Origin of the sequence: Acinetobacter sp. ASP199 (assembly GCF_022700675.1) — a bacterium.
Taxonomy (GTDB): domain Bacteria; phylum Pseudomonadota; class Gammaproteobacteria; order Pseudomonadales; family Moraxellaceae; genus Acinetobacter.
Window position 1 is genome coordinate 56,278 of sequence record NZ_CP062182.1, and the last position, 12,727, is coordinate 69,004.

The 12,727-nt window shown below is 43.9% G+C and carries 12 protein-coding genes; 5 read left to right on the plus strand and 7 right to left on the minus strand.

All coding sequences use genetic code 11. The features are described 5' to 3' along the window. Positions 1–10 precede the first annotated feature (10 nt). Entirely contained in the window at positions 11–169 is a 159-nt protein-coding gene (locus IHE35_RS00265) for a DUF1328 domain-containing protein (protein WP_004647174.1), read from the minus strand. A 193-nt stretch (positions 170–362) separates the two neighbouring features. Between IHE35_RS00265 and IHE35_RS00270 the strand changes: the two genes are divergently transcribed. Further along, on the plus strand, positions 363–815 hold the full coding sequence (locus tag IHE35_RS00270; RefSeq protein ID WP_242788380.1) for a YcgN family cysteine cluster protein: 453 nt from the start codon (positions 363–365) through the stop codon (positions 813–815). A gap of 10 nt (positions 816–825) precedes the next feature. Here IHE35_RS00270 and IHE35_RS00275 read toward each other — a convergent pair whose 3' ends face one another. Then, positions 826–2,961 (minus strand): EAL domain-containing protein, encoded by a 2,136-nt coding sequence (locus IHE35_RS00275; protein WP_242788381.1) that lies wholly within the window; start codon positions 2,959–2,961, stop codon positions 826–828. Between the two features lie 264 nt (positions 2,962–3,225). Between IHE35_RS00275 and IHE35_RS00280 the strand changes: the two genes are divergently transcribed. Then, on the plus strand, positions 3,226–4,500 hold the full coding sequence (locus tag IHE35_RS00280) for a replication-associated recombination protein A (RefSeq protein WP_242788382.1): 1,275 nt from the start codon (positions 3,226–3,228) through the stop codon (positions 4,498–4,500). A 373-nt stretch (positions 4,501–4,873) separates the two neighbouring features. Here the strand turns inward: IHE35_RS00280 and IHE35_RS00285 are convergent, their stop codons facing one another. The 5 genes from IHE35_RS00285 to dapA form a co-directional block, all read right to left on the minus strand. Next, positions 4,874–5,539 carry a YrbL family protein gene (locus IHE35_RS00285; RefSeq protein ID WP_242788383.1) on the minus strand — a complete coding sequence of 222 codons (666 nt, stop codon included), beginning with the start codon at positions 5,537–5,539 and terminating at the stop codon, positions 4,874–4,876. A gap of 162 nt (positions 5,540–5,701) precedes the next feature. Further along, complete coding sequence (locus tag IHE35_RS00290; RefSeq protein WP_242788384.1) at positions 5,702–6,334, minus strand: YrbL family protein; 633 nt, start codon at positions 6,332–6,334, stop codon at positions 5,702–5,704. A gap of 194 nt (positions 6,335–6,528) precedes the next feature. Beyond that, entirely contained in the window at positions 6,529–7,248 is a 720-nt protein-coding gene (gene purC / locus IHE35_RS00295; protein ID WP_242788385.1) for a phosphoribosylaminoimidazolesuccinocarboxamide synthase, read from the minus strand. Between the two features lie 38 nt (positions 7,249–7,286). Then, positions 7,287–7,892, minus strand: a complete 606-nt coding sequence (locus IHE35_RS00300; protein WP_242788386.1) for a lipoprotein-34 precursor (NlpB) — start codon at positions 7,890–7,892, stop codon at positions 7,287–7,289. Positions 7,893–7,904: 12 nt separating this feature from the next. Continuing rightward, on the minus strand, positions 7,905–8,804 hold the full coding sequence (dapA, locus tag IHE35_RS00305) for a 4-hydroxy-tetrahydrodipicolinate synthase (RefSeq protein ID WP_242788387.1): 900 nt from the start codon (positions 8,802–8,804) through the stop codon (positions 7,905–7,907). Between the two features lie 718 nt (positions 8,805–9,522). Here dapA and mhpT point away from each other — a divergent pair. The 3 genes from mhpT (at position 9,523) to IHE35_RS00320 (ending at position 12,655) form a co-directional block, all read left to right on the plus strand. After that, entirely contained in the window at positions 9,523–10,740 is a 1,218-nt protein-coding gene (gene mhpT / locus IHE35_RS00310; protein ID WP_242788388.1) for a 3-(3-hydroxy-phenyl)propionate transporter MhpT, read from the plus strand. Between the two features lie 214 nt (positions 10,741–10,954). Next, positions 10,955–11,581 carry a bifunctional nicotinamidase/pyrazinamidase gene (pncA, locus tag IHE35_RS00315; protein WP_242788389.1) on the plus strand — a complete coding sequence of 209 codons (627 nt, stop codon included), beginning with the start codon at positions 10,955–10,957 and terminating at the stop codon, positions 11,579–11,581. A 114-nt stretch (positions 11,582–11,695) separates the two neighbouring features. Next, entirely contained in the window at positions 11,696–12,655 is a 960-nt protein-coding gene (locus IHE35_RS00320) for a bile acid:sodium symporter family protein (RefSeq protein ID WP_242788390.1), read from the plus strand. Positions 12,656–12,727 lie beyond the last annotated feature (72 nt).

Below are 12,727 nucleotides of genomic sequence, written 5' to 3' on the forward strand. Positions count from 1 at the left end.
ATCCGTTACTCTAGACCTTACCGCGGGACAAGAAGCCAACAATTGCAAGAATGACCGCAATCACCAACAGAATAATCGCGAAATCTTTAGATAGACCGGCTACTCCACCAAAACCGAGCAGACTGGCAATTAATGCAATAACAGCGAATATAATAGCCCAACGAAACATCTTTGAATCTCCATGTGTTTTTATTCTCAAAATCAGTATAGGGACAATAAACTCCTCAAACTGTTCGTCTTTTGTTGATAATCTGTCTAATGGTTAGTAATCGTGTGAGTATAGTTATCAGATGCTTACAGTACGTTTGTCTGGTGCAGGACTGTTATAATAGATTTCTCCTGTCTCATCTCTGCCTGTTGTTATGACTGATACTTTGCGTCCCGAATTCTGGAAATACTATACCCTGAACCAAATGAAGCCTCAGGAATGGGAGGCATTATGTGATGGTTGTGGGCTCTGCTGCCTCATCAAGTTTGAAGATGAAGATACTCAGGAAGTCACCTATACACGCGTTGCCTGTAAACTGCTTGACTGCCAAACGGCACGCTGTTCGAATTATCCCAACCGTTTACAGTTTGTTCCTGACTGTATTCAGCTTACGCCTGAAAAATTGGCAGCGATTCACTGGTTGCCAGCCAGTTGCGCCTATCGCAGAGTTGCAGAAGGAAAGCAGTTGCCATCTTGGCACTATCTGATTAGTGGTTCACGTGAAAGTGTGATTAAAGCACGCAAGTCTGCTGCAGGTCGCTGCTTGAGTGAGCTTGAAGTCGATGAAGACGAAATGGAAGACCATATTGTGCGCTGGGTGCGCTAGAACTTTCGATCTAACACACGGTGCTATGCAGTAATTCTTGTGCTGCGTTGCCTGCCATTGGCCGATAAAAATAGAAACCTTGTCCGATCTGGCAGTCACACTTAATCAAGGTAGAAAGTTGCTCGGTATTTTCAATACCTTCCACTAGCACATCGAGCTCAATACTGGAACCGATCTGGGTAATGGCTTTGACAATCGCTAATGCAGAGGGGTCAGTATTCAGCCGTTTCACAAAGTTACGGTCAATCTTGATACAGTCCACCGGATATTCCTGCAAACGGGTCAAGGAAGAATGGCCGGTACCGAAGTCATCTATGGAAATATGAATGCCAGCCTGTTTTAGCAAGTTCAGAGCCCGGATCACATAATTAGCCCCACGTTCTGACAGGCTTTGTTCAGTAATTTCCAGTTCCACCTTGTCGACTGGAATATCAAAGCGAGACAGCCGTTCTAATAACTTTTCAGCATAATCATCACGCAGGAATTCGACGGGTGCTGCGTTGATCGAAATTGGGAGAATCTCTAGACCCTGTTCCAGCCAGTTGGTCATATCCTCAAAGACTTTCAGCTGCATGGTTTCGCTGATGCGTGAGGCCAGTTCATAATCCTGAAAGGCACAGAAAATATGGGACGGCAGCTGAATCTGATGATGCTGATCCTCCCAGCGCAGCAGGGCTTCAAAACCAATTACCGCACCATCAGATAAACGTACTTTGGGTTGATAGTAAGGAATAATCTGATTTGAATTAATAATTTTACGCGCCAAAATCAGCTGACGGGTCATTTTGTCCAGCGATTCAAACATTTCCTGACTGAACATGCGGATACCACCGCGACCACTATTTTTCAGATCATTCAGTGCGATATCGGCACATTTTAATAAATTAGAACTGTTAATGGCATCCCGGGGATAAATTGCGCCACCCACACTGATACCACTATTAATGATTCTACCGGCATAACTGATCGGCATTTCCATCTGCTGACAGACCTTTTTAGCCACCTCTAACAGCTGTGATTCATGCTCAAGATTTTGAACCAAGACAGCAAATTCATCACCACCTAAACGAGCAACGATGGTTTCAGGACCAAGATTATTCTGGAAGCGTTCACCCAGGACATGTAAAAGATGGTCGCCGGCGATATGCCCTAAGGTATCATTAATATGCTTGAAATAGTCCAGATCGATGAGAAGCAATCCTGCTTGGCTCTGTTGTTGCCGTGCCTTGAACAGGGTACGTTTAAACTGTTTATAGAAGGTACGGCGGTTATACAGCCCAGTCAGTTCATCAATTTCCGTCACTGCTTTCAGTCGTGTTTCAACCCGTTTTTGCTGGCTAACATTTCGTGAAACGCATAGGATTTGTCGAGTCACATTGTGCTCATCCACTATTGGAGTAAGTAAATTATCCCAATACTCTGGCGCTTGATTCTCTAGCTGGCTAATACCTGCAAAACGGGCATTCATGCCTTGGGCAGCACGCTTGAGCGCACGCCTGCCAGATGGACGCACTTCGGCAGGCAGCAGATTCAGCCAGGACATACCAAACTGCTGTTCGCTTTCAGACAGTCCCAAAGCCTGTCGGCCTGAACGGTTCACATGGCTCAATTTGCCATCTGGCGTGATGATTTTAATACAGTCTAGGCTCGCATCCAGCATATTTTGCTGGGTAGCAATCATCTGAGAAAGTTGTTGCTGGATTTCAAAATAATCATGCACATCGGTCAGGGTGATGGCCCAGTACAGCAGGCTATCCGCTGAATAATGAAACTTCATGTTCAGCAGACACATGTGATAACACTGATCCGGTTTCTGGATCCGGCATTGGAATTCTGCATTCTGACGTTTATTCAGTGCAGTATGCCATTCGCTAATGAAATTAGATAAATCCTCAGGATGAATAAACTGTTGCCAGTGTTCCCGGCCGTGCTGATTCAGGTCAATCCCAAGATAGTCCTGCATGGCTGTATTAAAATATTCAATTTCATCCCGAGTCTGCAACCACATGGGTTGAGGGAGGGCATCGGCAAAATGCTGGATATGTGACAGCTCTGGGTCAGTAGTCGACCTGAAAGTGTTCGAGTGTAAAGAATCCGGTGATTCAACCCGGGCAAATGCGTCCAAATTCTGCTTATCAAATTGCATGTATTCACCGATACAGAGGTTTTATTTGATCTAACCTCGGACCCACTTATCTATTATTAGAATAAAAGAACATTAATTCAGCACTAGCTGATCTAAACAGAATATGATCAAATTTGTATGAAGGTGCAAGGTCTAATTCACTTGAAATGATAAAAAATACTGTCATATGTCGGTACAGAGACGGAAGGTAGACTAACTTCATATTCGGAATTAAAAACAGCTAATGCTAGAATGCCAACAGATTAAAAGTGAGCCCATTATAAAATGTCAGACAGCCATATCCCTCTTCCTGAACGTTTGAGGCCACGTGACCTCAGGGAAATTATTGGGCAGGATCATCTGCTCGGTGAAAATGCACCTTTACGTCAGATGATTGATCAGGGACATTTACCGTCTATCATTTTCTGGGGTCCACCTGGTGTAGGTAAAACCACAATTGCACTGTTACTGGCACAGGCAGTGGATCGGCCCTTTGTCAGCCTGTCTGCATTAAATACCGGGGTGAAAGAACTCCGTGAAGTGATAGCGGACGGTGGTGATCTGCTGACCCCCGTGGTATTTATTGATGAGATTCACCGTTTTAATAAATCTCAGCAGGATGCCCTGTTAAATGCGGTCGAAAAGGGCAAGATCACCCTGATTGGTGCCACCACCGAAAATCCATCTTTTGAAGTCAACAGTGCCTTGTTGTCACGTTGTCAGGTTTATAGCCTAAATGCTTTAAGTGCTGAGGCGATTGAGACCTTACTTATTCAGGCCATTCAATCCGATAACTTTCTGCAGGAACGTCATATCCAGATTGAAGAATTTGATGCCCTGATTCAGTTTGCTGCAGGCGATGCACGTAAGGCACTTAACCTATTAGATCTGGTTGCCAGTACTTTTGAGCCGGATATGGAAAATATCATCACGAACGCTGTGGTGGTAAAAGTAGCGCAGCAAAATATTGCCCGCTATGACAAGTCTGGTGAACAGCATTATGATCTGGTCTCTGCTTTTATTAAATCGATTCGTGGCAGTGATCCGGACGCGGCGCTGTACTGGATGGCACGGATGTTAAAGGGTGGTGAAGATCCAGTCTTTATTGCACGCCGTATGCTGATTGCAGCATCTGAAGATATTGGTAACTCCAATCCAAACGCATTGTTGTTGGCGGGGGAATGCTTCCGTTCCGTTCAGGCCGTTGGAATGCCGGAATGCCGGATTATATTGGGACAATGTGCAGTTTACTTGGCCACCAGTGCCAAGAGCAACAGCACCTATCTGGCCATCAATAAGGCTATGGAACTGGCAGATAAAACTTCTAATCTGCCGGTCCCTCTACATTTACGTAATGCACCGACCAAGCTGATGAAAGAGCAGGGCTATGGTGTGGACTATCTGTATCCGCATAATTATCCGGAACACTTTGTACTACAGGATTATATGCCGCCGGAACTGAAAGGAACCAGGCTATACGAGTCGGCACGGAATAAACGTGAGGTTGAGGGAGAACGTTTACAGCAACGTCGCTGGCAACAACAGCAACAGCAGCAATAAAAATTTCTACGGACATCTACTACTTATCCTTTTAGGTGTCCATTTTTATTGGTTTCCCTGGCGAGAGTTGTATTGTCAACTTGGATTGAACTCAGTAGCAAGCACATCACTTTTTTAGAAATAGGGCAGGGATACAAAAAAAAAGCCCAGTTCAGGGAGAACCGGGCTACAAATAGGATGTCCTTGGGGAGATACATCCTAGAGAGTAGAGAAAAATTCTGGTTGGCAGGTCTAGTGAAAATAACGTCTAAGACCCTGACCTTGTCCGCTATAGAAATGATTTTAAGAGCTTTAACCACAGATGTAAAAACGGTCATTTTTATTAATAGAATTCGTTTTTTCGATGATTGTGGCAGGCGATAAAAAAACCGAGCTAGGCAGCCCGGTTTTCGATTTGATTCTGCTGAGCAGACTGCAGCAGTTCATCCATTTTATGGCGGATGCGACCCTCAATCTTGCGCACATTCTTGGCATTCAGAGATTTGCTCATGGCACGTAGCGGGATAAACAGTTTATCTCCCATGCCATCAACCAGCACAAACTCCGGTTTGCCACTACGCTTTTCACTGTACATAATGCCGGCAATATTCACTTCGCCATACACAATATGCAGATCGCAGCAGGCATTAAAGAATTCATCCAGTGCTTTGGCATGTGTATCATTAAACTCACCCGTACGGCAGAGTTCGTGCAGGGTCATGCCTTTACCATTCGGGCTGATAATTTTCTCGACAACCAGTCCTAAGCCTTGATCTGTTTCTACAAAGCCATAGGGTGTTTCAATCGGGAAACTAAAAGTATTGTGCTTATAGTGATTTTTGCAGAGTTGTAGATATTGCAATAACTCACGGCGGAACTGCTTATATACACCTTGGGCATGCCCACGTTTAAAACGGCCGAGATGTGCCCATTCACCGTCCTCATTGATGCGGTTTGGGTTCATCACTTTAATGGCTTTACTTTCATCAGTTGGATGCTGATAAACCAGTTTATAACCGCCTTTGCCCAAAAGGGTAAGATCAGTAAGTTGATACATCATGGGGACCTGAATAGAATAATGGGAGAATTTTTAACCGTAATGTAACATAAAATATACGGAAAAGCCCAGCCTATATCCCTTATGAAAGGAGTTTAGGGGTAGTAAGCGCTTAAGAAATAAAGTGAATAACTGAGTCGTTCAGCTCAAAAAAAAGATTAGAAATTAAGCTTGGAGTAGCCGTTGCATTTGAGCCTTAATTTTAGCCTCGATTTTACGCACATTTTTAGCATTGATACGCTTGCTCATGGCACGTAATGGAATGAGCAGTTTTTCACCCATGCCATCAACCAGAACAAATTCAGGCTTATTATTACGCTGTTCGGTATACATGATGCCAGCAATATTCACTTCACCATAGACAATATGCAGGTCACAACACTGATCGAAGAAGATATCCAAAGCCTGTGCATGTTTCTCAGTAAATTGTTTTTCACGACAAAGCTCGTGCAGGGTAATTCCTCTGCCATTTGGGCTGATAATTTTTTCAACGACTAGCCCCAAACCTTTATCGGTCTGAACAAAGCCATATGGAGTTTCAACGGGGAACTCAAACTGGTTGTGTTGATAGTGATTTTTACAGAGCTGTAAGTATTGCAATAGTTCACGGCGGAACTGTTTATACGCCCCTTGAGACAACTGGCGCTTGATCTTGCCATGACCTTTCCAGCCACCATCGAGATCCACACGATCCGGATTCATGATCTTGATAATCTTGTCATCTTGCTCGGGGTGCTGAAAAACAATTTTTGAGCATCCTTGGCCCAGACGGGTAAGTTCATCAATTTTATACATCATGCAATGTTCCTGATAAGTCGAAGGATCTCATCCTAAGCCGATGGCAAATTGGACAGATGGGGTAATGCTACCTAAAAATAAGCAAAATTTCATGTGGTGACACGGAAATGATTTTTAAACTGATGATTTGCAAGTGTATAAAAATAAAAAAACCGAGCCATTCAGCCCGGTTTTTTGAATCTGTTATCGACAGATTAGATATTGTCTAAATCAATACCTAAACGTGCAGCAACTTCTTCATACGCTTCAACCACGCCGCCTAGGCCTTGGCGGAAACGGTCTTTGTCCAGTTTTTTCTTGGTGTCTTTGTCCCATAGACGGCAACCGTCTGGAGAGAATTCATCACCCAGTACGATACGGTCGTGGAACACACCGAATTCAAGTTTAAAGTCAACCAGAAGCATATTACCCGCTTCGAATAATGCTTTAAGCACTTCGTTCACTTGGTAAGTCAGTTCTTTCATTTTTGCCAGTTGTTCAGCTGTTGCCCAATCTAAAGCAATCGCTTGAGATTCGTTTACCATTGGATCGCCAAGAGCATCATCTTTAAAGAACAATTCGAATGTAGGAGGTGTTAACTCTTTACCTTCTTCAACACCAAGACGACGGCATAAAGAACCCGCAGCATAGTTACGTACCACACACTCTACAGGAATCATTTGAAGTTTCTTAACCAGTACTTCATTTGGTGTTAGCAATTTCTCAAAATGAGTTTCAATGCCAGCAGCTGCTAACTTTTCCATGATGAAGGCGTTAAAACGGTTATTCACCTTACCTTTACGATCCAGTTGTTCGATCTTTTCGCCATTAAATGCTGACGCATCGTCACGAAAAACTAAAATCAGGTGGTCTTCACTGTCTGTTGTATAGACAGATTTCGCTTTACCAGTATAGAGCAAGGTTTGTTTTAACATGAGGGAACCTTCTACAAAAAAAAATACCTAGAAAATGTCTAGGCTGGCCAATTTTGGTAAATCTGGTTTAACAGTTCTGCTGCTTTTTCGCGGTCGGCAAAACTGTTATCAGGATTAAACACAGCCAGGGTGTTACTCGAACCTGCAGGAGAGAGTCTTAAAACATAGGTCTGCTGATCGACCTGAATCGTTACCTGGTAACGATCTTTGCTTTGACCAACGATGGAATGGTTAAGGCTGCTGAGCGTGGCAAGAGTATATTGCCATATTGTAGCAGCATTTCCATCAATTTTGAGCAACGGATTTTGATTTCCATCCATCACCAGCTGTGGCTTTCCCGTTATATCTGTAACAGTTTCATCCGTTTGAGTTGAACGAACTGGCTCAGCAGAAGGGCGTGGCAGGGCAAAACGGTTACCACGCTCATTTTCCAGTTTTGGTGCATGTTCAATCGCAAGCGGATCTACTGTCGGAGCAGGATACAATGGCGTTGCAGGACGAACCATAGCACCTTCAGGGTATTGCAGAGGCTCTAGCGTAGTTGTGTCCTTGTAGTCTAACGTGCCATTTTTAAAGGCCATTGAACTACAACCCGCTAAACTGAATGCTGAAAGGGCAAGGATAAGTCCTAAACGTAATTGCATAGTATTGTGCTCTTATTTAATGACGCCCGCTGCAGCAAGTGCTTCATGAAGCGGAGCGCGATATTGTTCTGCAAGTGGTGTTAACGGCAGGCGAATACCTGTACCGATAAGGCCCATGTCATGGAGTGCCCATTTCACAGGAATTGGATTCGATTCGCAAAATAAAATATTGTGTAAATTTGCAACCTGAGCGTTCAGCTCTTCAGCACGAGCAGCATCACCGGCAATGGCAGCAGTACACACTTCACTCATGACTTTTGGTGCAATGTTGGCAGTCACAGAAATATTACCTTTTGCACCATGTGCCATGAGCTGGTACGCCGTTGCATCATCACCAGAATACACGGTCATGTCTTTGCTTTGTAAGCCTGCGATGAGTGCGGCACCACGTTCAACATCACCTGTCGCATCCTTGATACCGACGATTTGCGGAATATCTGCCAGACGAATGACAGTTTCATTTAACATGTCCACACCGGTACGGCCTGGTACGTTGTACAGGATCTGTGGCAGGTCTACTGCTTCAGCAATCGCTTTATAGTGCTGATACAGGCCTTCTTGAGTCGGCTTGTTGTAATATGGAGTCACCAGCAGGGCAGCATCTGCGCCCAGGTCTTTGGCTTCCTGAGTCAGTTCAATGGCTTCATGTGTTGAGTTTGCGCCTGTGCCGGCAATAACTGGAATTCGTTTGTTGGCAACACGGATGATTTCTTTGATCACTTGCGTGTGTTCGCTCATGCTCAGCGTTGATGCTTCGCCTGTTGTACCTACAGCTACGATGCTGTTGGTTCCCTCTGCAATGTGCCACTCAACGAGCTTCTCGAGACCCTTCCAATCTACGCTGCCATCTTCAAACATAGGGGTGACGATTGCGACAATGGAACCCTGAATGGTCTGTGCTTGCTGAGTCATTTTAAAAAACTATCCTATTTGTCCATCCGAAGAGATTGAGAAAACATAAATTGGGATGGGTTTGTATTTTGATTTGTAGCAAATTCAATGCATTTGCGCTGAATCGAATATTGCGTATGCAAATTATGACTGATCAGCAGCATAAGAACAATATGCTTTGCTGAAAGCCACTTAATTCTTTATACAAAGCTCTGTCATAACAAGCAAGTAATAAAAAGAATGAAGCTTCTCGTAAAACTATAAGGAAAGAGTCTTATTTTTATACAGTTTAGATAATCAGACTCTGAAATAGAGTCACCATTTAGCTGACTATTTAAATAATTGATTACATTGAAAACTCAAATAGTTAAGAGATTTGTTAAGATTTATAAATAATTATTCAATAGCTAAAACATATCAATAATACAGGGATGGTCATCACTGAAAATGCATTAAAACCCCTCTAATAATTCTTTTTAAATATTAATTAATTTTCAGTTATTTATTGAGTGTTGAATTTTTTAAGTTGATCTGTAAGCCTTAAACCTTTAAACAGGAATTTTTTAGTAATGGCAATAATTGTTTTTGCGACTTTCTGATAATTCATTCCAAACAACGGAATCCAACCTTGTTTGGGTATATCCTAGTAAAACGTTCAACTTATTGGTAGTTAAATCCGACTTCGGTCTCATAGATGATGACGGCTCTATTTGAACGCTGATTGAACAAGGATACTCCAATGGAAAAATCAGACAATAAGCATGCGATAGTCACGGTAGGGATCTGTTTCCTGATCGCCGTGATTGAAGGCTTAGATATTCAGGCGGCTGGTATTGCAGCAGCGGGTATTCGTGAGCATTTTGGTCTCGATAGCTCGCAATTGGGTGTGTTTTTTAGTGCAGGGATTCTGGGTCTATTGCCTGGTGCACTGGTTGGTGGGCGTATTGCAGACCGTATCGGTCGTAAAACAGTTTTAATTTGGTCTACTGCAATCTTTGCAGTATTCACATTATGTACGATATGGGTAAATAGCTTTAACTCATTATTGGCAGTGCGTTTCCTTGCTGGTGCTGGTCTAGGTGCTGCGATGCCAATTCTGATTACACTTGCATCTGAAGCAGTATCGCCTGCAAACCGTGGTCGTGCGGTAGGCTTGATGTACTGTGGTATGCCAGTGGGTGCAGCGATCTTATCTTTGGTTGCAAGTACAGAGTTTGGTTCTGACTGGAAAAATATTTTCTACCTCGGTGGTTTGTTACCAATCATTGTGATTCCCGTGATGCTGTTCTTGTTACCTGAATCTAAAGAATATTTAAAAGCAAAAGACAAAGCGAACAATGCGCCAGCAGATACAGTTGACACACAAGGTTCATTCAAAGATTTGTTTAACTCAAAAAATCTAGGTCGTACTTTATTCATTTGGGTGTGCTACTTCTTCACATTGATGGTGGTTTACATCATGTTGAGCTGGTTGCCTTCATTGTTCCAAGAGCTTGGCTTCACACGTAAAGAAGGTGCAACTGCGCAGTTCTACTTCATGGTGAGTGCAACTGTAGGTACCGTAATTCTAGGTGTATTAACAGACCGTTGGAAAAAAGCCTACGTCATTCTGTTGATGTACGGTGGTATCTTGGCAGGACTATTAGCACTGAACGCTGCAGGTTCATTAATTCAAATGTACATGGCTTCAGCATTGGTTGGTTCATTCGTGATTGGTTGTCAAGGTGTACTCTACGCATTTGGTGGTATCGTTTACCCAACTGAAGTTCGTGGCACAGGTATTGGGGTTGCGTCAGCTGTAGGTCGTGTAGGCGCAATGCTTGGGCCAGCAATTGCGGGCGCATTACTCACCGCGGGTTATGGTGCAGCAGGTGTAATCTCAGCAGCGATTCCATGTATCATCATTTCAGCGATTGCGATGTTGTTATTGGTTCGTAAGATGAACAGCACTGCATAAATAAAAAAAAGCCCGCATTGAGCGGGCTTTTTTTTTATTTAACTTTCTTAACTTAAGGTCATTTTTAGCCATGTTTTGCAGGATAGCCATCTGCTGAATGGAGGAGGAGTTTTGGCAGAATGCCGAGACATGTATTTTTACCTAAAGGGCTAAAAATATTCTCCAGTTTTAGGCTATGCTTGGACATAAACTTAGCTTTCAAGGGATGAAAAGGATGCAGAATGCGGCACTGATTGTGGTGGATATACAACGAGGATTTACTCCGGGAGGTAATCTGGCTGTGGCACATGCCGATCAGATTATTCCGAATATCAACCGATTGGGACCATATTTTGACAATATTGTACTGACTCAGGACTGGCATCCAGAAAATCATATTTCCTTTGCCGAAAACCATTCTGGTAAAACACCTTTTGAGATGATTCAGCTGGAGTATGGTCCGCAAGTCCTGTGGCCTAGCCATTGTGTGCAAGGCACTGAAGATGCAGAGCTGCATCCTGAGTTGGATCTGCCACAGGCACAGCTGGTCATCCGTAAAGGCTTTCATCCGCATATCGACAGCTACTCTGCCTTTATGGAAGCGGACCAAAAGACCAGTACCGGTCTGGCGGGTTATTTACGAGAGCGTGGTATTGATACGGTATTTATTGTAGGCATTGCGACGGACTTCTGTGTGGCCTGGACCGCGATAGATGCACGTAAGCTGGGCTTTCAAACCTTTGTTATTTCAGATGCGACTAAGGGCATTGACCTGAATGGTTCGCTGCAACATGCCTGGCAGGACATGCTGGCTCAAGGCGTGAAGCGTATTTATATGAAAGACATCATTCAAGCTGCTTAAACCTTTATTGCAAAAACTTGCCTCTAAATGAGTATGCTAAGCTGCTGAATTCAATAGCCGTGGACAGTGCTGACTGCCACGGCATATTTCTTTTATGACACCTGGATTGACCACATGTCAGCATTACTACGCTTCACACAATTTATTCAAAAGACCTTTGCACTATGGGTCATGCTCTTTTCTGGCATTGCCTTGCTGGTCCCTGAAGCTTTTGTCTGGTTGAGAGCTTATATTCCGTGGATGTTGGGCATCATCATGTTCGGCATGGGTATGACCATGACCGTGGGCGATTTTAAAAGTGTTCTGCAAAGTCCGAAAGCCGTGGCGATTGGTGTCGTCGCCCAGTTTGTGGTGATGCCAGGCCTGGCTTTTCTACTGTGTCAGCTGTTTCAGCTCCCTGCAGAAATTGCGATAGGCGTGATTCTGGTGGGTTGCTGCCCGGGCGGAACGGCATCGAATGTGATTACCTATATGGCCAAGGGTAATACCGCTTTATCGGTGGCCTGTACTTCGGTATCGACCTTACTCGCTCCATTACTGACTCCAGCAGTATTTTATCTGTTGGCCAGCCAGTGGATTGAGATCAATGCCATGTCGATACTGGTGTCAATTCTACAGGTGGTCTTGTTTCCGATTGTGTTGGGCCTGATTGTACGGGCTATTCTTAAAACTAAGGTTGAAGCGTATATCCAGGTTATGCCGGTCGTGTCAGTGGTGGCGATTGTTGCGATTGTGGCTGCAATTATTGCAGGCAGTAAAACCCAGATTCTGGAGTCCGGTTTAATGATTTTAGGCATCGTCGCCTTACACAATGGCTTGGGTTATTTACTTGGCTACTGGGCTGCTCGTATCTTTAAGCTCCAGGAAATTGATTGCCGCGCGGTATCGATTGAAGTCGGGATGCAGAACTCTGGTTTGGGTGTCGCGCTGGCAGCAACACATTTTGCTGCTTCACCAATGACAGCTGTGCCAAGTGCGATTTTCAGTTTATGGCACAATATTTCAGGGCCCATACTCGCGACCTATTGGGCACGTCAAAAAATCCAAAGTCCAGTTGACCAACCGAAATCTTAAGCTGATTTTTTTATTTTTTTCAAAGTGATACGGGGTGTTTTTTGCTCTGTATGGGCACTAAAGCAGCTGGGT